10 protein-coding genes are annotated in these 22,454 nt (G+C 72.5%); 2 read left to right on the top strand and 8 right to left on the bottom strand.

Features of this window, described 5'->3' with window-relative positions; all coding sequences use genetic code 11:
- Positions 1 to 59 precede the first annotated feature (59 nt).
- On the top strand, positions 60 to 1,823 hold the full coding sequence (locus AMK24_RS20825) for a hypothetical protein (RefSeq protein ID WP_073770305.1): 1,764 nt from the start codon (positions 60 to 62) through the stop codon (positions 1,821 to 1,823).
- A gap of 43 nt (positions 1,824 to 1,866) precedes the next feature.
- Positions 1,867 to 3,321, top strand: coding sequence for an amino acid permease (locus AMK24_RS20820; RefSeq protein ID WP_073770304.1), 1,455 nt, complete (start codon positions 1,867 to 1,869; stop codon positions 3,319 to 3,321).
- Between the two features lie 162 nt (positions 3,322 to 3,483).
- Here the strand turns inward: AMK24_RS20820 and AMK24_RS20815 are convergent, their stop codons facing one another.
- The 8 genes from AMK24_RS20815 to AMK24_RS20780 form a co-directional block, all read right to left on the bottom strand.
- On the bottom strand, positions 3,484 to 4,836 hold the full coding sequence (locus AMK24_RS20815; RefSeq protein WP_242435202.1) for a hypothetical protein: 1,353 nt from the start codon (positions 4,834 to 4,836) through the stop codon (positions 3,484 to 3,486).
- Positions 4,837 to 5,501: 665 nt separating this feature from the next.
- Positions 5,502 to 6,503: a DUF6215 domain-containing protein gene (locus AMK24_RS20810; RefSeq protein ID WP_073770302.1), complete on the bottom strand. Its 1,002-nt coding sequence runs from the start codon at positions 6,501 to 6,503 to the stop codon at positions 5,502 to 5,504.
- 236 nt (positions 6,504 to 6,739) lie between these two features.
- Entirely contained in the window at positions 6,740 to 7,075 is a 336-nt protein-coding gene (locus AMK24_RS20805; RefSeq protein ID WP_073770301.1) for a YnfA family protein, read from the bottom strand.
- A 235-nt stretch (positions 7,076 to 7,310) separates the two neighbouring features.
- Positions 7,311 to 8,501: a cytochrome P450 gene (locus AMK24_RS20800; RefSeq protein ID WP_107427430.1), complete on the bottom strand. Its 1,191-nt coding sequence runs from the start codon at positions 8,499 to 8,501 to the stop codon at positions 7,311 to 7,313.
- A gap of 48 nt (positions 8,502 to 8,549) precedes the next feature.
- Positions 8,550 to 9,605: an MDR family NADP-dependent oxidoreductase gene (locus AMK24_RS20795; protein ID WP_073770300.1), complete on the bottom strand. Its 1,056-nt coding sequence runs from the start codon at positions 9,603 to 9,605 to the stop codon at positions 8,550 to 8,552.
- Positions 9,602 to 11,323: a phytoene desaturase family protein gene (locus AMK24_RS20790; RefSeq protein WP_073770299.1), complete on the bottom strand. Its 1,722-nt coding sequence runs from the start codon at positions 11,321 to 11,323 to the stop codon at positions 9,602 to 9,604. The genes AMK24_RS20795 and AMK24_RS20790 overlap by 4 nt, the downstream gene beginning before the upstream one ends.
- Positions 11,320 to 13,002, bottom strand: coding sequence for a phytoene desaturase family protein (locus AMK24_RS20785; RefSeq protein ID WP_073770298.1), 1,683 nt, complete (start codon positions 13,000 to 13,002; stop codon positions 11,320 to 11,322). The genes AMK24_RS20790 and AMK24_RS20785 overlap by 4 nt, the downstream gene beginning before the upstream one ends.
- On the bottom strand, positions 12,992 to 22,450 hold the full coding sequence (locus AMK24_RS20780; protein ID WP_073770297.1) for a non-ribosomal peptide synthetase/type I polyketide synthase: 9,459 nt from the start codon (positions 22,448 to 22,450) through the stop codon (positions 12,992 to 12,994). The genes AMK24_RS20785 and AMK24_RS20780 overlap by 11 nt, the downstream gene beginning before the upstream one ends.
- Positions 22,451 to 22,454: the final 4 nt, after the last annotated feature.

The following is a 22,454-nucleotide window of genomic DNA, read 5'->3' as shown; positions in this document are numbered from 1 at the left end:
CGCCCCTCCCCGACCGTCCCTCCCCGCCCTGCCCCTTCCCGCCCCGAAAGGACCGTCCGATGCGCTTCACCCGCAGGAACACGGCTCTCGCCACCGTCGCCGCGGCCGCCGTCACCGCCGGACTGCTCGTCCCCGGCGCGTCCGGCGCGGACACCGCGACCGCCGCCGCCGACCCGAACGTCCGCGCCGTCTGCGCCGACCGCCGCCCCGGGCCGGCCGATCCGGGCGCGTACGGCATGCAACTCGACGGTACGTTCCGGCACCCCGCCCTCACCCCCGTCGACGAGGAGTCCGACCACCCCTTCCCGGGGCGCAACGCCGCCTACGACACCCGCTCGTACATCAAGAACATGAAGGTCGAAGCGGCGTACGAGGGCGCCGACTTCACCCCCGACTACTTCCACACCTGGCAGAACGTCGTCGACTTCGACGGCCGCCGCTACCTCTTCCAGTACGACCGCTCCGAGGGCCGCGTCTACGACATCACCGACGTGCGGAAGGTGAGGGTCGTCGAGCGGATGAGCCGCGAGGACGTCGGCGGCGACGAGACCCGGGCCAACGGCGACTGGGCGGCGCACGACTACTGGGGCGCCTCCACCGTCCAGTGGAACAAGAAGCTGAACGCCTACGTCATGGTGCAGAGCTTCGAGAGCAGGCGGCAGATCTCCGAACTCTCCGACCACCCTCCGCTCGACAAGTACAACAACCCCGACGGCGTGCGGAAGCTGCGGGAGAAGCCGGGGCTCAAGGGCTTCAAGGTGTACCGCCTCGACGGCCCGCGGAAGAAGGACTGGAAGCTCCTGTCGACCGTCTCCACCGACTCCACCCAGACCGACCCGCTGCGCAGCGACCCGGCCACCGCCCAGCAGGGCTCCGGCTCGATCGACGTGCCGTACTGGACGGGCGACAAGTACATGTTCATCGCCACCGCGCCCGACGACACCTACTCCGGCACCGAGTACCCCACCAACCTCCACTCGGCCGGCTACCAGTCCTGGGACATGTCCGACCCCGCGCGCCCCAGGCTCCTGGACACCTGGCACCTGCCGGGCCAGCGCACCGGCGAGGACACGGCCTACCGGCAGAACCCGCGCTGCGGCAACCGCACCAGCTGGATGGGCGCCCGGATGCCGCTCTTCCTCCCCAAGCCCGTGGAGAAGGGCGGACGTTACGCCTTCGCCGCGATGGGCGGCTACGGCCTGACGGTCCTCGACGTCTCCGACCCGTCGAACCTGCGGACCGTGAGCCACCTCGACCTCCCGGCGTCGGTCTCGGGCACCGAGGGCGACAACATCGACGTCTCCCAGTACGAGAAGACCGGAATGATCTACTACTCCGGCTACCCGCTCACCGAGGACTGCTACGAGCCCTACAAGGACGTCTACCAGATCGACGCCGAGGACCCGGAGAACCCCCGTGTCGTCGGCGTCCTCCCCCGCCCGGTGCCGCCCAGGTCGGCCGGTATCACGGACTACTGCCAGCGGCGCGGCAGCTTCGGCCCCAAGCGGACCGGCTACTACACCAATCCGGGCAAGCACGACGCCGGCACCCTCGGCTACGGCTTCTACAACGCGGGCGTGCAGTTCTTCGACGTGTCGGACCCGGCCGACCCGGAGGTCTCCGCGTACTTCGTGCCGAAGGCGTACGGCCGCGACACGGCGGAGTACGCGTACGGCAACCAGACCCACGGGGTCTACGTGGAGTGGGACCGGAACATCGCCTGGGCCCTGACCAACCACGGCATCTACGCCCTGTCGTCGAAGGTCCTGGGCAAGCCCGACCTCGACGCCCCCGCCAAGCCGTTCCGCACCAGCGAGTTCTGACCCTCCCCCGTCGTCCACCCCCGTGCAGAAGGGCCCCACCGCCATGGCCTCACCCAGCGACTCCGCACCCCCCGCCCCGGCGACCGCCGACGGCGCCAGACCCGCGCCCGACACCGACTCGGGCCCCGGGCCCGGCAAGGGGCTGGTCCGCTCGCTCACCCACCGGCAGACCACCATGATCGGGCTGGGCTCCGCGCTCGGCACCGGCCTCTTCCTCGGCTCCGGTTCGGCGATGTCCGTCGCCGGGCCCGCCGTGATCGTCTCGTACGTGATCGGGGCGGTCCTGGTCGCGATCATCGCCGTGCTGCTCGGCGAGATGTCCGCCGCCCACCCCGTCCAGGGCTCGTTCGGCACCATCGCCGGCCGCTATCTGAGCCCCTGGGCCGGCTTCCTCAGCAGCTGGCTGTACTGGTTCAGCGCCGTCGTCGTCATCGGCACCGAGGTCGTCGCCTCCGCGCTCTACATCCGCTGGTGGTGGCCGGCGGTGCCGATGTCGGTGGCGATCCTCGCCGTCGCGGCGATCGTCCTCGCGGTCAACGTGATCAGCGTGAAGTCCTTCGGCACCACCGAGTTCTGGCTCTCCACCATCAAGGTGACGGCCCTGTGCGCCTTCATTCTCTGCGCGGCCCTGCTGGTCCTCTTCGGGCTGCCGGACACCGAGGCCACCGGCTTCGCGCACCTCACCGACGACGGCGGCTTCCTCCCGCACGGCCTGAGCTCGATCTGGCTGGCCATGTCCGTGGTGATGTTCGCGTACGCCGGCTTCGAGGTCGTCGCCATCGCCTCCGCCGAGGCCGCCGACCCGCAGCGCACCATACGCACCGCGATGCGCCAACTGGCATGGCGGCTCAGCTTCTTCTACCTGCTCTCCATCACCCTGGTGCTGGCCCTGATCCCCTGGCGCCGGATGGCGGACGGTGACGGAAGCGTGGAGGCGAGCCCCTTCGTCCGGGTCTTCTCCGAGATCGGCGTGCCCGCCGCCGCGACCCTCACCAACGCGGTCGTGCTCATCGCCGCCATGTCCGCCGCCAACGCCCATCTGTACGGGGCCTCCCGGCTGCTCCACTCGCTCGGCGACGACGGCCTCGCGCCGAAGGCGCTGGCCCGGCTCAACCGCCGGGGCGTCCCGGCGGTCGCGATCGCCGCGTCCACCCTGGGCATCGCGGCCGCGGCCCTGCTCGCCTTCTACGACGTCAGCGGCCTCTTCGGCGTCATGATGTCGATCGCGATCTTCGCGGTGATGCTGGTGTGGCTGCTCATCCTGGCCTCGTACATCGCCTTCCGGCGCCACCGCGCCGCGCACCCCGAGGAGTTCACCGGCTTCTCCGTCCGGGGCGGCGACAAGCTCGCGGTCGTCGCGGGGCTCGGCGTCCTCGCGGTCGCGGCGACGGCGGTGAAGGTGCCCGACATGCGGCAGGCGGCTGTCATCGGCATCGCCTTCACCCTCGCCCTCCTCGCCTGCTACGCCCTGACGGCACGGCGGCGGCGCCTCTCCTGAAAGGGCTGTCCCGCCATTCCCGGTGGATCGGCGCACGGCGTCGGAGGCGGTGCACCGCAAGGCGGGGCGGCATCCGCATACCGGATGTACGCGGATGTTCCGACAACGCGGCGAGGTGCCGCAGCCGTCGTCGTGCGCCCGTCGGGGACTGCGGGACAACCCTTAGTCCCTGACCTTGAGGAAACGCATCCGGGTCGCGCCGTTGCTGTCCGTCCCGCCGGCCTCGGCGTTGGAGATCTTGCCGCCGGTGGGGACGAACATGAGGTGCAGGCGGACCGTCCGGGGTCCGGAGGCGACCGCGTACTCGGTCATGATGTGGGTGGTTCCGCCTTGCTGCTCCTGCCGCTCCGCGTTGATCGCCGCGATCTGGGTGAAGCTCGTCAGGAGGGTGTCCGTGGTCTCGTCCCGGAGCCAGCCGATGATGTAGCCGCTCCCGCCCGTGGCGGAACCGAGCGCGTACCGCACATCGCTGTCGATGTGGTAGACACCGGCTTCCGGGAGCACGATGTCGGACTCGGAGATCGGCACGTCGGTGCCGGCCCGGGCCAGGAGGTTGGCGTGCTGCCGCTCGGTGTTGAGGAAGGCGCTCACCGGGGTGAGGCGGGCGCCGACCACCCACCGCTCGGGGCAGCCGGGCGTCCCGGTGACGTCGATGTCCACCGACCGTTCGGCGCCGCTGTTGCCGCCGGGAGCGATACCCCTCACGTCGACCCGCGGCACGAGCAGTCCACCGGTCGTGTGCCGTGCGGCATTGCACGGGGACGGGTCCAGGACAGGCGCGTCGGGCGCGTACAGGCACCCGTCGCTGCCGCGGGTGAGGGCGTTGCCCCGGTCGGTGGAGAGGCACGGAGGACGGGCGGTGACGCACCCGTCCTGGCAGGAGGAGACCGGGACCACCGGCGGGACCGGGGCGTAGGGGCGGGACGAACCGTCGAGGGTGTCGGTCGTGCAGGTGACCGCGCCGTCGCAGTCGCGGCAGGTCGTACGCAGGAAGGTTCTGCCGCAGCCCGGGGAGGACGCCTGGACGGTGAGGACGAAGCTGTCGACGGTCCACTGCTTGGGGCCGACCCGACAGGCGTCGTCGTTGCCCGTCTCCAGGTTGAGCTCGACGACGACCTTTCCGGCGAGGACGTCCGCGAGGGGCACGGTGGTCGGCGGGATGACGCCGTGGTCGTCACCGCCCGCCGCCAGGTCGGGCGGGCCGAGGAGGTCGGTGCGGATCGGGGTCGTGCCGTTCCACAGGGCGAACCGTCCGTAGAGCCGGCAGGCCGTACTCGGGCCGTCGTTGTGGACGTGCACCGAGGCGCTGATCGTGACGGTGGCGGGGTCGCCGCGCAGGGAGGCGGGGTCGACGCGCACGACTCCGGCGAGCCAGGTGTGCTGGCCGTTGTGCGTCCCGTCGTCGGCCGGGAAGGTGCCCGTGCCGCTGTTCAGGATGGTCTGGGCGACGACGGGATCCAGTGCGGCATGGGTGTTGGCGATGGTGTAGTACGGCGTCGGGTCTGTGCTGCTCACGGTCGCCGCGACCCGGTACGGCGCGGAGTCGCGCAGCGGGGTCGTCTCGCACCGATCGCACCGCGGGGAACCGGCACAGGCGGCGGGTGGGCAGGCCGGCTTGGGGGGCGGGCAACCGCCAGGGGTGATCGGGGACTGCTCGCAACCACATGCGCTCATAGGTCGACTCCTTTTGAGGCGGGGGCGTTGTGCGCGTTCCGTGCCTCGGTGGCGCCGGGGCGCGGCGGGGCACGAGAGGGTGACGCGGCGGCTCGTGGGCCGAAGCGGAGGGAAATCGAGAGGCAGCGCGATGAGCGATGCCGGGGGCTGGGAGACGGCCGCGCGACCGGAAGACGAGGAAGGCCGCCTGGCGGCTGCTCACCGAGGCGTGACCGACATGACGTCGATCGTCACGCGACCGCATGCTCCCGCAGCCGGTCATGTCCTGGGACAGGGAACAGAAGCGGCCTCGTCGGCCTCTCGTCGCGCTTCTGCTACGGGTGCTGGGCAAACCGGGTGGGGCGCTCCGGCAGAGGGGTGGCTGAAGCCCCGTCACCCGCCTTTTTCGTGGCTTTTCTCAAGGTACTGGCCCGTGGCCTGCCGGGCATTACCCCGTTAGGGTGACCGTGCTCGCCGGTCAAGGCGCCGGGGGGTGAGGAAAGCCCCGCGGGCTCATGTCGGCAGGGTCACCCGGCCCGCTCGGGGATCGCCGGGAGAACCGCCTCGGCGATATCGAGGAGCGCGCTGTCGTCGGGGAGAGCTCCGGACTCGCTCCACACGGTGAATTCGCCGTAGCCGCCCCGATCCTCCTCGTCCAGGGCCACGGACAGCGTTCTGGCCAGGGGGCCCTGCCCCACAGGACCGCCGGTTCCGCCGCTTCCGAGATCGATCTCGATCGCCATGGTGTGACCGGAGGAGAGGACCGCGGGGCGGCCGAGGACCTGCAACCTCCTGACGTCCGTCTCCTCCCCGAACTCCATCAGCTTCACGTACTGCGCCATCGACAACTCGTTGTACGTGACCGAGACGTTCACGGTGTAGGTGTCGAACCGGACCTCGGCCTCCGGTCGCGCGACCTTCCCGCCGGTCAGGAGCGCGGTGCCGCTGGTGCCGGACGCGGTGGCGGCCGTCTCCCCGGGCGTACCGAGGAGGCGGGCCAGGTCCGGCCTGTTGAGCGCCTTGCACAGCTCGTCACCGGTGACGGCGTGGGCCGTCTTCGTGTAGGCGCCGGGTATTTCCTCGTCCGGTCCGCGCGGACAAGCGGCGGCCCGAGGCGTGCCGTCGCCGTCGGAGGGCGTCAGGCTCGGGCCCAGCCACAGCGCGGCCCCGAGAGCCGCGAACACGGCCACGGCGGCGAAGGCCTGGAGGCCCGCGTTGGGTTCCTTCTCCGGGACGGCCGCGGCGGGACGCCGCTCCGCGGAAGGTCGCGGCTGCGGCGGGGCAGCGGCGGGTACCACGTCGTCCGTGGAGGCTGCGGGGGCCCGGTCCCCGCGTGCGCGGAGGGCCCGGACCACCGCGTGGACGCGTACCGCGGTGAACAGCAGGAACACCGCACCGACCGCGGCTGCCGTCCCTTCCCCGTCGCGGAGGGCGAGATACATGATGCGTACGCCGAAAACCGACCCGACCACGATGAACAGGGGCTCCCGGACCCAGAAGGGCAGGAGGCGGAAGAGGAAACCGAGCACCCGGCGATCTCACCAGGACATGATCGCGTTGACTGTGACGGAGGCCACAGTTCCGGCACCGTGCTCAAACGTGATGATCCGGGCCGGTCGACGTCCTCGCCCCGGGGAGTGCGGCCCGGGCGGAAGCCGGGAGGCGCCGGCCGGTGACACGCGTCCGCGACCACCGTCGTCGGGGGCCGGACGCGAAGGCTGGATACGAGGGTCGCGCCCGCCCCGCGCGGCGGTTGACCGGCCGGTCAACCGCCGCGCGGGGCGTACATGATCAGGGCCATGCCCGCGAGGCAGACGAGGGCCCCGACGACGTCGAAGCGGTCGGGGCGGTAGCCGTCGGCGACCATGCCCCAGGCGATCGAGCCGGCGACGAAGACGCCGCCGTACGCCGCGAGGATGCGCCCGAAGTTGTCGTCGCTCTGGAGGGTGGCGACGACTCCGTAGAGGCCGAGGGCGACCACTCCGGCTCCGATCCAGATCCACCCCCTGTGTTCACGGATGCCCTGCCAGACCAGCCAGGCCCCTCCGATCTCGAAAAGGGCGGCGACGACGAACAGGGCGATGGAGCGGGCGACGAGCACGTGGTGGTTCCTGGATCTCTGGGGCCGGCGGGCGGGGCGGTGGTCCGGGGGGGACGGTCGGGCGGCCGTGGCGAAGAGGCCGTGAAGGGTTCGGCGCCGTCGAGGGGCGGGCGGGCCTCACTCCTCATGACAGACGAGTTCCACCCTTTCACCCGTCTCGGACGGCGCGCCCGCCTCCCCCTCCTTGTGGGCTCCGACCAGTCTGTACGCCGGCCCGGGAGCGGACCGGCGGGGCCTACCAGGTGACCCCGAGCCGCAGCGGGCTGCGGGAGGTCGTTCCGGTCCGCCAGGCGACGGCGTCCACGGGGGCGGCCAGGCGCAGCTCCGGGAAGCGGGCGGCCAGCCGGTGCAGGGCGAGCTGGAGCTCGGTGCGGGCCAGCCAGACGCCCAGGCAGTAGTGGGGGCCCGCACCGAACGAGAGGGTGGGCGCCTCCAGCGGGGCGAACAGGTCGTGGAGGGTGGCGGGCGGGAAGACGTCGGGGTCGCGGTTGGCCATGCCGCAGTCGGCGATCACGATCGCTCCGGCCGGGATCGTCACCCCGCCGACCTCGACGTCCGCGGCGGCGTGCCGGGTGCTCCCCCGGTCGTCGCCGAGGGGCACGAGGTGGACGAGCCGGTCCACGACCTGTCCGGCGGCCTCCTCGTCGGCGCCGATGCGGGGCCAGGTCTCACGGCGTTCGCCCAGGAGGTAGAGCAGCGCGTTGCCGAGCATGGTCATCGTGCTGTCGTGGCCGCCGACGACCAGCCCGCACACCAGGCTGACCAATTGCGCCTCGGGGACGCCCCCTTCCGCGTCGGCCGCCGCGACGATGCCGCTGACCAGGTCGTCACCCGGCGACCTGCGCCGCTCGGCGAGGAGGTCCGCACCGAACGCGCTGAACTCCTCCAGGGCGGAAGCCACTTGCGCGCTGTCGTGGGTGCCGTCGGAGAAGGCGTGCTCGCTCCAGTGGCGCATCCGGGCCCAGGCGGACTCGTTCAGGCCCATCAGCCGGCTGATCACCGCCGCCGGCAGCGGGAGGGCGAACTCCGCCACCACGTCGACGGGCTGTTCCCGCCTCTCCAGCCGGTCGAGCAGTTCTTCCACTATCGCGGCGATCCAGGGCCGCCAGCGGGCGACGGCCCTGGGGGTGAACGCGCGCCGCAGGGTACGGCGCAGCCTCAGATGGTCGGGGCCGTCCTGGTTGAACATCAGGTCGGGGTCGTTGACGAGGTCCGGTACGTCGGAGAGGGCCGGGGCGTCCGTCGCGTACAGGCCCGCCCGGCCGAACCGCGGGTCGGAGAGCACCTGGCGTACGTCGGGGTACCGGCTGACCAGCCAGGCGGGGGCGCCACCGGGCAGTTCGGCAGTGCGTGGCGGCCCGGGTTCCTCGAACCGCAGGCGGTGCATCGGCTCCGGAGCGGGGCCCGTGGGGTCGTCGGTGGGCAACGTGCCTCCTCGGCGGCGACGTCGGATTGTCCAAGGGGCGGTCCGCGCTCAGAGTTTCACGAGCACCTTGCCCCGGTTGGCGGCCCGGTCGCCGTAGAGGCTGCCGTAGGCGGCGGGGATGCTGTCGAAGCCGTGGTGGAGGGTGTGGTCGAAGGCGACCTCGCCGCGCCGGACGCGGGCGCCGAGTTCGGTGTGGAGGCGCTGCCAGTTCTCCTCGGTGAACCACTCCAGGGAGAAGATGCCGCGAACGGTGGCGCGCGGGAACATCAGGTAGGGCAGCAGCCGGGGGCCGGTGGTCTCCTTGCCGACCTGGGTCGCCCACTGCCAGCACACCGCCACCTGGCCGCCGACGTTGAGCAGCGGGAACACCGCGTCGGTGACCGTGCCGCCGAGGTTGTCGAAGTACCGGTCGACGCCGTCCGGGGCGGCCTGTGCCAACGCCTCGCGCACGGTGTCGGCGTCGTCCCCGTGGCGGTAGACGACCACCGCGTCGAAGCCCAGCCCGGTGAGGTAGTCCGCCTTGCCCGGGGAGGAGGTGGTGCCGACGACCCGGGCCCCGGCGAGCGCGGCGAGTTGGCCGACGAGGGAGCCCACCGCTCCGGAGGCCCCGCTGACGACGAGCGTCTCACCGGGGTTGATCGTCATGTACTTGGAGAGGGTTCCCCACGCGGTCATGCCGGGGCCGCCCATGACGCTGAGGGCGGACGACAGCGGCAGGGCGTCGTCGTACCACCGGGGGTCGAGCCTGCGGTACGCCGGGAAGACCATGGGGAACGTGCCGGTCTGCCAGAGTTCGGGCGCGCCGGTGGAGACCACGTGGGTGCGCCAGCCGCCGAAGCCCTGTACGAGGTCGCCGACGCGGTGGGCGGCGCGCGGGCCCGCCTCCACCACCTCCATGATCGAGTCGGCGCCCATGTGCCCGCCGAGGGGGGTGTCGAGGGCGATGCCCTGGAGGTAGGGGTCGACGGAGACGTAGAGGGTGCGCAGCAGCATCTCGTCCGGCGCCAGCGTGACGTCGACGTTCTCGACGACCTTCTCGTAGACGCGGTCCACGTCGGGGACGCCCTCGACGTGTTCGCGGACCACCCATTTCGCGATTTTCATGGCTTCCTCTCCGGCGGAGCGGCGGGACGGGCGGGCACGGGGATCACCCGGTGGGTCGGGGGCGGTGCGGTGAGGTCGAGCGAGGCGGTGAAGGGCTTGCCATCGTCGCGGCAGACGAACTGCATGACGTGGCGGCCGGCCGCGGCGGCCCGGATGAGGCCGCCGGTGGTGGCCCACACACCGGACTGGTAGAAGTCGCGCAGGCCGGGCAGGCCGGGTCCGTGCTTCTTGATCAGCTCTTCCAGGGTCTCGCCGCTCTCGACGAAGGGCTGCCAGCCCAGCACGGTCCCGTCGTAGTTGCCCGTGTAGCGGACCTGGGTGAGGGGGCTGGAGACGTCGCGGACGACGATCGCGTCCCGCAGGCCGGGGTGGCGCTGCTCCAGGAAGCCGATGAGCGCCTCGCGGGCCCGGCGCTTCGCCGCGTAGTAGCCGCGCCCGTGGCGTACGGGCAGGGTGTGCAGCTTCTGGCCGCCGCGGGTGCGGGTGACCTGTTCGGGGCCCTCGTCCAGGGCGCGCCAGGGGGCGATGTCGCAGAAGTAGGTGGCGTAGACGACGGTGGTGCCGTCCGGGGACAGTTCGGGGTAGTGGCGGCTGCGGAACTGGACGTTGACGCTGGGGTGGCGGATGCCGGTCAGCTCGGCCGCCAGCGTCTCGTCGATGAGGTGCGTCGTGCAGGGGTCGCCCTCGGGGAAGGGGCGGGAGAGACCGAGGAAGAGGGTGAAGTAGCCGGGGAAGACCATGCCGGGTTCGTGGATGGTCTCGGTGTAGAGCTTGCGGTAGTCCTCGCCCAGGTACTTGCCCTCCAGGAACTTCATGGTGGTGGTGTAGCCGTCGCAGGCGGACACGACGATGTCGGCCCGCAGCTCCCCGCCGTCGCTGAGGCGGACGCCGACGGCCCGGTCGTCCTCGACGATCACCGATGCGACCTTCGTGTTGTACGTGACCTCGCCGCCGAGCCTGCGGTAGCGGGCCTCGATGGATTCGGCGAGGCCGAGGGAGCCGCCTTCGGGGACGCCGGCGGAGAGGTTGGCGTGCGAGGCGAGCTGGAAGTGGAACGGCAGGACGGGGAAGGCCGGGTGCTTCTCGTACAGGATGAAGTTGAACGCCTCCCGCAGGAGCGGGTCCTTGAACTTCTGGGAGAAGTCGCTCATCAGGACGGTGATCGTGGCGCGGACGGTGTTGAAGTAGGGGAGGAAGGAGGCGAGCATCCGCCAGCGCTCCACGCGTCCCATCAACCCCACGGGCTTGAGGAAGGGGTAGACGGCGAGCGCCTTGCGGAAGCTGCGCAGCTGCCCGCAGAACCTGCGGACGAGGCGGGCGTCGGCGGGCGAGATGGCGATGAGGTGGGCTTCGAGGCGGTCCGGGTCGGAGTAGAAGTAGACGGCCCGCCCGTCCGTGCCGCGCACGATGTTGAAGACGTCGAAGTGGCGGATCTCCTTGCCCTGGAGCGCGCCGAGCTCCAGCCAGATCTGGTGCATCTCGTTGCCGGGACCGCTGCCGAGGAGCCAGCTGACGCAGGCGTCCAGGGTGAAGCCGCCGCGCTCCCAGGCGGTGCAGCAGCCGCCGGGGATCTCGTGCATCTCCAGGATGCGGGTGCGGTAGCCGTTCATCTGGGCGTAGCAGCCGGTGGAGAGGCCGCCGAGCCCCGCCCCGATGATGATCATGGTCTCCCGGGGCCGGTCGCCGTCCTTCCGGGGGGTGGCGCCGCGGTCGCTCATGAGCCTTCCCTCTCCCGTGCGGACCACCGGTCGAGCTGGGGCAGGCGCCCCAGCTTCCCCGGGTGCCAGGGCTCGGTCCCCTCGCTCTCCCAGGCCCGGAACTCCAGACCGAGTTCGCGGCAGAGGTACTGGACGGTGAAGCGGCCGGTGGAGGCGGCGCGGATGAGGCCGCCCATGCCGGCCCACTGTCCGGCCATGGAGAAGCCGCTGAGTCCGGGCAGCCGCATCCGGTCCTTGCCCACCAGGCGGGTGGCGACGTCGTCGGCCTCGGAGAACGCCTTCCAGGCGAGGATGGAGCCGTTGAGGTTGCCGGTGTAGCGGTGGGTGGTGGCGGGGGTGGCGACCTCGACGATGTCGATGCGGTCGGCGGTGCCGGGACTGCGGCGTTCCAGGAAGTCCCGGACGAAGTCGGCGACTTCGCGTTTGCGGCGGCGGTACTCCTTGCGGTCCCTGGTGCGCAGGTTCTTCCAGTGGGCGTAGTCGCTGAAGTAGGTGCAGTGCAGGACGGAGTGGCCCGGCGGCGCGAAGCCGCCGGAGTAGCGGGAGCGGGCCTGCACGACGAGGCTGTCCTGGAGGGCGCCGGGGAGGTGGACGGCGTCGTCCGGGGCCAGCAGGTGGGTGGTGCTGTGCGCCTCGCCGGGGTCCAGGTCGCCGCGCAGGCCGACGAAGGCGGAGACGACGGCGGGGAAGAGGGTGCCTGGGCGGTGGAGGAGGTCGGTGTACAGCTTGTCGATGCGGGGTCCGGTGTACCGGCCGCCGAGCAGTCCGTAGACGGTGGTGTGGCCGTCGCAGGCGGACACCACGTGTTCGGCGAAGTACCTTTTGCCATTGCGGAGTTCGATGCCGATCGCCCGGTCCCTCTCGACCAGGATCCGCTCGGTGCGGGCCCGGTAGGTGATCGTGCCTCCCAGGCCCCGGTAGCGCTCCTCGATCGAGCGGGCGAGGCCGAGTGAACCCCCTTGGGGGAAACCCGCGTTGCCGTGGTGGGCGGCCGCCATGTTGAAGAGGTACGGCAGCAGCGGGAAGCCCTCCGGGTCCTGGAAGAAGATGTTGCGGAACGCCGTGCGCAGCAGCGGGTCCTGGAACCGGTCGGCGAAGGCGTGCATCGGGGTGGCCGCGGTCCGCCAGAACAGCCGGAAGGCGGGCAGCACCGTGCGCAGGGTGCGGGCCCTCTCCCGGACGGTCCGCAGGGCGGGCGCGGTCAGGAACGGATACAGCTCGATGTCGATGAAGCGCCGCAGGTCGCGGGTGAAGGCCCGGATGAGCGGGGCGTCGGCCGGCGAGACGTCCAGGAGGTGGGCCTCCAGGCGGTCGGGGTCGTTGTAGAAGGTCACCGACCGGCCGGAGGCGTCCTCGACCTTGTTGAACAGCTCGAAGTTGGTGACGGACTTGCCGTCCAGGGCGCCGAGTTCGGCCCACACCTGATGGGCGTCGTTGCCCGGCGCGGTGCCGATGAGCCATTCGATGCAGTAGTCGAAGAGGTAGCCGTCGCGCGACCAGGCGGTGCAGCAGCCGCCGGGCAGCACGTGCTTCTCGAAGACGCGGGTCCTGGCCCCGCTCATCTGCGCGTAGCAGCCGGTGGAGAGGCCGGCCACGCCCGCGCCGACGACGATGACGCGGGGCGGGGCGCCCGGGGCGCGTTCCCTGGTGGTCCAGTCGGTGGAGTCGTCATCCGGCATGGGGCGTTCCCTCCCTCAGGGTGGAGCGCACCAGCTCGGCGTTGCGCGGCAGGTGCGCCGCGTCGAGCATGTCGGCGTGGACGCCGGAGCCGCGCAGGACAGCGGTGGTCCCGGTGGAGCTGCCGTGCCAGGTGCCGTGCTGCCCGGCGGCGTAGAGGGCGGCCTTCTCCTCGGCGGTGATGACGGTGACCGCCGCGGCGACGGCGCCGGTGTTGGGGGTGCGCCCGCAGAACGCGAGGTACTCGGCGGCGTGGACGAGCGTCTCGTGGGCGACGGCTTCGGACCCGGTGTGTTTGCGTACGTGCTCGGCGAGTTCGGTCTCGAAGGCGGCGATGCCGGAGGCGCCCGGTTCGTAGGCGGCGAGGATGCGGCGGGAGTCGATGATGACGACGTGGGCGACGCGGTGGCCGCGCCGCTCCAGCTCCTTGGCGGTCTCGAAGGCGAGGTTGCCGCCGAGGGAGTAGCCCAGGAGCAGGTAGGGGCCCTCGGGCCGCGCGGCCTCGACGAGGTCGGCGTACCGGGCGGTCTTGTCGTCGCCCGGAAGGTAGTTGAAGCCGATGACGGCGAAGTCGGGGAGGTGGGCGGCGAGGCCGCGGTAGACGAGGCCGTGGCCGCCGGCGGGCGGGAAGCAGAAGAGCGCGGTGTCCTGTCCGGCGTTGAAGGTGAGGCTGGGCAGCTCCTCGGCGCTCGCCCCGAGCAGGACGTCCTCGACGGTGGCGGCCATCCCGTGCAGGGTGGTGACCTGGTAGAGCCTGCTGACGGGGATGCCGACGCCGAACTCGGTGCGCAGGTGGTGGAGGAGTTCGATGAGTTTGATCGAACTGCCGCCGAGTTCGAAGAAGTCGTCCTCCAGACCGATCCGGTCGCGGCCCAGGAGGGTCGCCCAGTGGCGGGCGAGGCTGGTCTCGTACAGCGTGACGGGCTCCTCGCGGGGCCGGTCGCCGGCCTCGGCGCGGGGCGCGGGCAGGGCGGCCGTGTCGATCTTGCCGTTGGCGGTCAGCGGCAGGGCGGGCAGCTCGGTGAAGTGGGCCGGGATCATGTACGAGGGCAGGGAGCGGGCGAGGTGGCGGCGCAGGGCACGGACGTCCAGCGTGGCGCCGGCCTCCGGTACGCAGTAGGCGCACAGGGCCGCGTCTCCCCCGGTGTCGGTGCGTACGGTGACGACGGCGCGGGCGAGCGGGGCCCACTGGGCGAGGTGCGCCTCGATCTCGCCGATCTCGATGCGGTGGCCGCGCAGTTTGACCTGGCCGTCGGTGCGGCCGAGGAGGTGGACCCGGCCGTGTGCGTCCCAGCGGGCGACGTCCCCGGTGCGGTAGAGCCGTTCGGGGCGGGCGCCGGCGGTCGCGGAGAGCGTGCGGGTCACGAAGCGCTCGTCGGTCTGTCCGGGGTCGCCGGCGTAGCCGAGGGCGACGCCGGCGCCGCCGATCCAGAGCTCGCCGGGCACGCCGGGCGGGACGGGTTCGCCGTGGGCGTCGAGGACGTGGAGGGTGCTGTTGGGCAGCGGGCGGCCGATCGGGACCATCATGCCGGGTTCGAGGTCGTCGACGGGCCCCTCGAAGTAGGCGCTGTCGATGGTGGCCTCGGTGAGGCCGTAGGAGTTGACGAGGCGGGTGCCGGGTCCGCACAGCTCGGCCAGCCGCCGGTACTCCCCGACGCTCCAGGCGTCCGATCCGACCACCAGGAGTCGCATGAAGTCCAGTCGTAGTCCTTCCCGTTCGCAGTGGTCCATCAGGCCGCGCACCACGGCGGGGACGAACTCGGCGCAGTCGACGCGTTCCCGGCGTGCCGTGCGGTACAGCCGGGTCGTGTCGAAGAGGAGGTCGCGGTCGGCCAGGACGAGCGTGCCGCCCGAGCAGAGGGCGCGCACCAGGTCGCCGGTGAACACGTCGAAGGAGGGGTCGGCCATCTGGAGGTGCACCCGTACGTCGGTCTCCAGCCGGTACGCCTGCCGCCAGGCTTCGTAGGCGGAGGCCAGGTTGCGGTGGCTGACGCGGACGGCTTTGGGGCGGCCGGTGGAGCCGGAGGTGGTGATGACGTAGGCGGGGGCGTCCGGGGCGGTCGCGCGGGGCGCGGCCTCGGGGTGCGGCGCGGTGGCGCCGAGCGCGGCGAGGGTGAGCGCCGGGGCGGACAGGGCCGCGGTCCGCTCGGGCCCGGCGTCGTCCGCGACCAGGACGAGCCCCGCGCCGGTGGCCGACACGAGGTGCGCGAGCCGGTCGGCGGGCTGGTCGGGACGGAGCGGGAGGTAGGCCGCGCCGGCCTTGAGGACGCCGAGCAGGGCGACGACCAGCTCGGGCGACTTCTCCAGGCACAGCACCACCGTCGAGCCCTCGCCGACGCCGAGCGTGCGCAGCCGGGCGGCGGTCTCCTCGGCCCGCCGGTCCAGCTCCGCGTAGGTCATCCGGTGCGCCTCGCCGTACGGGGAGGGCGTGGTGACGGCGGTGGCCCCGGGGTGTTCGGCGGCGGCACGGGCGATCAGGGCGTGGACCGGGGTGAAGGGTTCGCCTTCCCGGTGGCCGGTGGACGGCAGGGCCGGGCGGCTCCACTCCCCCACGAGCCGCTCGCGCTCCTGGTCCCCGAGCATCTCCAGGCGGGAGGCGGGCCGGTCGCCCGGCGCGCGGGTCATGCGGTCGAGGAGACGGGTGTAGTGGGCGGCCATGCGGCGCATGGTCTCGGCGAGGAAGAGGTCGGTGTTGTACTTGAACACGCAGTGGAAGCGGCCCTCGGCCTCGTCCTCGTAGGCGGACAGGGTTATATCGAACTGCCCCTCCTCCTCGGGGAGTTCGATGTACTCCAGCCGGTAGCCGTACTGCTCGGCGGCCACCTTGTGGGTGAGGAGGATGAACATCGCCTGGAAGACGGCGGAACGGCTGGGGTCGTGCTGGAGGCCCAGCTCCTCGACGAGGAGGACGAAGGGGTACTCCTGGTTGTCCAGGCCGCCGAGCACGGTCCGGCGGACCTGTTGCAGCAGTTCGGCGACGGTGGGGTCGTCGGACAGGTCGGCGTGCAGGGGCAGCGGGTTGACGAAGTAGCCGTAGACGGAGGCGAAGTCCTGGCGGGTGCGGCCGGTCACCGGGCTGCCGACGACGATGTGGTCCTGCCCGGAGTAGCGGTGCAGCAGGAGGTAGTACGCGCTCAGCAGCACCATGAACGGGGTGACCCCGTGCGCGCGGGCCAGGGTGTGGACGCGGGCGCTCAGCTCGTCGTCCAGGACGAAGAACTCGGAGGCCCCGTTGTGGGTCTGGACCGCCGGGCGCGGCTTGTCGACGGGGAGGTCCAGCAGCGGGACCTCGGCGGGCAGGTGGGCGCGCCAGTAGTCGAGCATGCCGGCCGCCTCGGGCCCGGCCAGGAAGGTGTTCTGCTGGTTGAGGAAATCGAGGTAGCGGGCCTCGACCGGCGGGAGCTGGGGCTCCTGGTCGCGCCGCAACGCCTCGTAGACGCTGAGGAGTTCATCGATGAAGGTGAAGGTGGAGATGGCGTCGGAGACGATGTGGTGGACGGCCTTCATGATGATCCAGCGGTCCGGTGCGCGTTTGAAGAGGCGGAAGCGGACCAGGGGGTCGTGGGCGAGGTCGTAGGGCTTGCGGTACTCCTGGACGATCGTGGCGTGGATGGTCTCCCAGTCCTCGCCCTGGACGTCGAAGAGGGCGAGGTCGCTCGCGGCGTCCTCGGAGACCCGCTGCACGGCCTGCCCGTCCACCAGGTGGAAGGTGGTGCGGAGCGCGGGGTGGCGGGCGATGAGGCGGCGAACGGCGTCGAACATCAGGTCGGGTTCGAGGGCGACGTTCACCTCGACGGCCCCGCCGATGTTGTACGCGTAGCCGTCGGGGTTGAGGTGTTTGAGGAACCAGAGCGCCTTCTGGTTCTGGGTCAGCGGGTACTCCCGCTCGTCGGTGTGGAGTGCGACCGGCCCGGTCGCCCCGTCGCCGTCGTCCGCCGCGGCCAGGGCGGTGAGGCCGTCGTGGAGCTGGGCGGCCAGCTCCCCGGCCGGGGTGCCGCTGAGCAGGGCCACCACGGGCAGGGCGACGCCGAGTTCGGCGTGGACGCGGGCCCGCAGCTCCATGGCGAGGAGCGAGTCGAGGCCGAGTTCGCCGAGGCCGGCGGCGGGGTCGATGCGGTCGGCGCCCGTGCGCAGCACGGCGGCCGAGAGTGCGGCGAACCGCTCGGCGACCAGGGTGCGGCGGGTCTCCTCGTCGGCCGCGCGGAAGGTGTCGAGGAACCCGTTGCCGGAAGCGGCGTCGGCCGGCGGGGCGGCGGCCGCCGCCAGCTCGGCGACCAGCGGCGGCGGTGACGGGTACCAGGCGAGGAAGACGGGCCAGTCGACGACGGTGGCGACGACCAGTTGGGCATGGTCCTGTCCGATGACGCGTTCCAGGACGGCCATCCCCGCCTCCGGGGAGAGCGAACTCATGCCCCGGCTGTGCAGGTAGTGGTCGACCAGGCCGAGTTCCTCGATCATGCCGGTGGCCCACGGGCCCCAGTCGAGGCTGAGCGCGGGCAGCCCCTGCGCGCGGCGATGGTGGGCGAGGGCGTCCAGGAAGGCGTTCCCCGCCGCGTAGTTGGTCTGTCCGGCCGTGGTCAGCAGGGAGGCGATCGACGCGAAGAGCACGAAGTGGTCGAGGGGTTCGTCCCGCAGATGCCGGTGCAGGAGGTGGGCGCCCACGGTCTTGGGGTCGTGGACGGCGTCGAAGGCGGGCCGGTCGAGGTCGGCGACGAGGGTGTCGCGGACCTGTCCCGCGAGGTGGAACACCCCGCGTACGGGTGGCGCCCCGCTGTGCCGGTAGGCGTCGAGCCAGGTGGTCAGGGCGTCCTCGTCGGTGATGTCGAACGTGGCGGGGACGGGCTGGGCGCCGAGCGCCTCCAGTTCGCGCAGGAGGGCCACGGCCCGGCCCTCGGCGGTGGCGGGGTCGGCGCCCGCCCACTTCTCCCGGGCCGGGACGGGGGTGCGTCCGACCAGGACGATCCGGCGGGCCCCCCGGCGTACGAGGGTGCGGCACAGCAGCCGGCCGAGTGCGCCGAACGCGCCGGTGACCAGGTAGGTCCCGTCGGCCCGCAGGCGGGGCGGCAGCGGCCGGGTCAGGTTCCCGGCGGGGCGGAGGCGGCTGGTGCGGCGGACTCCGTCGCGCAGCGCGATCTCCTCCTCGTCGTCGCTCAGCGTCTCTGCCAGGAGCGTTTCGGCCTCCGCCCGGTCGCCGTCCGGGCCGGGCCGCCGCCGGGGGTCGAGGTCGATGAGCTTGCCCGGGTGGTCGGTCAGCTCCTGGTGGCGCAGGACGCGGCCGATGCCCCAGGCGGGCGCTCCGAGGGGTTCGGGCGCCTCGCCCGGCAGGGCGGGCTGCGCCCCCCGGGTGACGATGTGCAGGCGGGCGCCCCCGCCCCGGGCCGCCAGCAGCCGGGCGAGGGGGATCAGGGAGTACGTGCCCGCTCCGGTGTGGTCGCGCAGCGAGGTCCGGTCGCAGTCGGCGAGGGCGGGGGCGTCGAGGTTCCACAGGTGCAGGACGGCCCCCCGGAAGGGGCCGCCGTCCCGGTCGAGGTCCGCGAACAGACGGCGCAGGTCGGCGTCGGATGTGGGGTCGACGGTGTACGTGGCGCCGTCGCCGGAGGCGGTGTAGGCCGCTCCCGTACGGACCAGGCGGCAGCGTTCGCCGCGGGCCCCGGCCAGGGCCGCGAAGGCGTCCGCGACGCCTCCGGTGTCGGCGAGGAGCAGCCAGTCGCGGCCGTGTGCGGGGGTGGCCGGGGGTTCGGGGCGCGCGTCGCCCGGGCGCTCCGCGGCCGCCTCGCCCGCGGCGGCCGGGTACGCGTCGCGGGGCGGGACGCCGGTCTCCTCGGCGGGCAGCGGCGGGCAGTCGGTCCAGACGGGTTCGGCCAGCCAGGAGTCGATCGTGGTGCGGGCGACGGCGGTGGCGGCCTTCTCCACGTCGGCGGCGCGGAAGCCCTGGACGCGGCCGAGCGGTGTGCCGTCGTCGGCGTACAGCGCGATGTCGCCGAGGGTGGTGTCCGCGTCGGCGGGGCGCAGGGTGGCGTGCGCCCAGAACGGCTGGTCCCCGACGGGTTCGAGGGCGACCTCGTCCAGGGAGAGCGGCAGCCTGATCCCGGCGTCCGGGGCGGGGCCGTCCAGGATCAGCGGGGTCAGGAGGGTCTGGAAGCAGGCGTCGAGGAGGACGGGGTGGAGGTGGTGGCCGGCGGCGCCGCCGTCGATCGCCCGGGGCGCGCGGATTCTGGCGAGCACTTCACCGCTGCCGATCCAGACCTCTTCCAGGGCCTGGAAGGCCGGGCCGTAGTGGTAGCCGAGCGCGGCCAGCGCGGTGTAGCAGTCGGGCCCTTCGAGGTGCCGGAGCGACCTGCCTCGGATCGCGGGGACGTCCAGCGGCCCGGTGGTGCGGCGGCGCTGTCCGGTGCGGACGGTCCCGGTGGCGTGCACGGCCCTCTCGCCGTCGTCACCGGTCGGGGAGGCGATGGTGAAGGCGGCGTTCTCCAAGGAGAGCGAGACCTCCACCGTGCGGTCCTCGCCGTCCGGCAGGAAGAGCGCCTTGCGCAGGTCGACGTCGGCGAGGACGGTGGTGGTGCCGCCGGTGAGCCGCAGGACGGCCTGGGCGGCCATCTCCAGGTACCCGGCGGCGGGGAAGACCACGGTGTCCTGGATGCGGTGGTCCGCGAGGTAGGGCGGGTCCTCGGTGTCCAGGCGGGCCAGCCAGGTGGGTTCGGTGGCCTCGGTGCGGCGGCCGAGGAGCGGGTGGTCGCGGTGGCCGAGGCGGACCTGGGCGACGGAGCGGGGCTCCGTCCAGTGGCGGTCGCGCCGGAAGGGGTGGCGGGGCAGGGTGACCGGGCGGCCGGCGGGGTGGAGCAGCTCCCAGTCGATGGGGACGCCGAGGGTGTGGAGGGAGCCGAGCGAGGTGGCGAAGCGTTCGCTCTCGTTCTCCCGGCGGCGGATGGAGGGCAGGGTGAGCCCGGACGCGGAGACGGCGTCGAGGCATTCGCGGATCGCGTGGCCGAGGACCGGGTGCGGGCCGATCTCCAGGAAGAGCCGGTGGCCGTCCGCGGCGATGCGGTCGACCGCCGACCGGAAGCGCACCCGGTCGCGGACGTTCTTCCACCAGTAGGCGGCGTCCAGCTCCTCACCCCGGACGGTCCCCCCGACACCGGTCGGGTACAGCGGAACCCGCGCCGGGCGCGGCTCCAACGGGGCGAGGGAGTCGAGGAGTTCGTCCTTGATCCGCTCCATGGCGACGCTGTGGTAGGGCACTTCGACGGTGAGGAACTTGGCGAACCGCTGCTCGGCCCGCAGCTCCTCGGCCAGCCGGGTCAGCGCCGCCCCGTCTCCGGCCAGCGTGATCGCGGTGGGACTGTTGACGGCGGCGATGGAGACCCGGTCGGCGTAGGGGCGCAGCCGGCGCTCCGCCTCGTCCTCCGACAGGCTGACGGCGAGCATGCCGCCGCTCCCGGCCAGGGTCTGCTGGAGCCGGCTGCGGTGCACGGCGATCCTGGCCGCGTCCCGCAGGGAGTAGACGCCGGCTTCGTGGAAGGCGGCGATCTCCCCGGTGCTGTGGCCGACCACGGCGTCGGGACGCACGCCGTGGGACCGCCACAGGGCTGCCAGGCCGACCTGGAGGGCGAAGTTCGCGGGCTGGGCGAGCCAGGTCTCGCTCATCCGGGAGACGGACTCGTCGGCGGTCATCTCCTCGACGAGGGACCAGTCGGCGAACTCGCGCACCGCCCGGTCGCAGGCGAGGACCGCGTCGCGGAAGACCGGTTCCTCCTCCAGGAGTTGGCGCCCCATGCCCCACCACTGGGGGCCCATTCCGGTGAAGACCCAGACCAGCCGCCGGTCGTCGGCGTCCCGGGCCCGGCCGTGCACGACCCGGGGGTGGGGCTCACCGCGCTCGTGGGCGGCCAGGGCCTCCTCCAGGGAGGCGCGGGTGGAGTAGGCGACGGCCAGCCGCTCGGGCAGGTGCTGGCGGCGGTGGGCCAGGGTGTGCCCGAGGTCGTCGAGGGCCACCGCGGGGCCGTCGCCGCCCGCCAGTTCGGCCCGGATACCGGCCGCCATCTCCGTCAGGGCGTCCGGGTTGCGGGCGCTGAGCGGCAGGACGCTCCAGGACCGCCCGGCGGGCGCGGGCGCGTCGCCGCCCACCGGGGCTGGAGGAGCCTCCTCCAGGACCACATGGGCGTTGGTACCGCCGAAGCCGAAGGAGTTGACCCCGGCGCGGGCGGGCCCTTCGTGGTCGGGCCAGGCGGTGGGCCGGGTGGGGATCTCGTACGGCAGGGTGGCCGGGTCGATGGCGGGGTTGAGGTTCTCCAGGTTGATGTGGGGCGGGATCGTCCGGTGCTTGAGGCTCAGGACGGTCTTCATCAGCCCGGCGACTCCGGCGGCGGATTCGGTGTGTCCGATGTTCGCCTTGACCGAGCCGACGTAGGCGCGGGCGCCGGGGGCCCGTCCGATGGCCAGCGCGCGGGCCAGGGCGTTCGCCTCGATCGGGTCGCCGACGGGGGTCGAGGTGCCGTGCGCCTCCATGTACTGGAGGTCGCCGGGGGTGATGCCCGCCTCCGCGCAGACGCGGCGGATGAGATCGACCTGCGCGTCGGGGCTGGGCACGGTGATGCCGTTGGTGCGGCCGTCCTGGTTGACGCCGCTGCCGATGATCACCGCGTGGATCCGGTCCCCGTCCCGCACGGCGTCCTCCAGCCGCTTCAGCGCGACCAGGCCGACGCCTTCGGCCCGTACGTAACCGTCGGCGGCGGCGTCGAACGTGCGGGAGCGGCCCTCCGGTGACAGGAAGCCGCCCTTCGTCTCCGCCACGGTGTACTGCGGGGCCATGTGCAGCAGCGTTCCGCCGGCCAGCGCGAGGTCGCTCTCCCCGCTGTTCAGCGCCTGGCACGCCAGGTGGACGGCGACCAGGGAGGAGCTGCACGCGGTGTCGACGGAGAGGCTGGGTCCGCGGAAGTCGAAGCAGTACGAGATCCGGTTGGAGACCATCGTCATCATGGTCCCGGTCGCCGTATGGGCGGCGAGGGAGGTGAAGCCCAGGTCGGCGAACTGCAGGATCTTGTAGTCCAGGGTGAACGCGCCGACGTAGACGCCGACGTTGCCGCCGGCGAGGTCGGCGGGCCGCTGGCCTCCGTCCTCCAGGGCCTCCCAGGCCACTTCGAGCAGTTTGCGCTGCTGCGGGTCCATGTGGTCGGCCTCGCGGGGGCTGATGCCGAAGAACGCGGGGTCGAACTCGTCGAAGCCGTCGATGTACCCACCGCGTCCACCCACGAGGCGGCCGGGCTTGTCGCGGAACCGGCTGCCGAGCGTACGGACGTCGTACCGGTCGGGCGGGGTGGGCGTGATGCAGTCCTTGCCCGCCACCAGGTTCCGCCAGTACGCCCGGTGGTCCGAGGCTCCACCGGGCAGGCGGCAGCCCATACCGATGATCGCCACCTTGTTCCGTGAGGCCCGGTTGTTCACGTCGGCCATGCGA

It is taken from the genome of Streptomyces sp. CB02366, from assembly GCF_001905905.1.
Lineage (GTDB): Bacteria > Actinomycetota > Actinomycetes > Streptomycetales > Streptomycetaceae > Streptomyces.
This window is presented reverse-complemented; position numbering and strand designations above follow the sequence as displayed.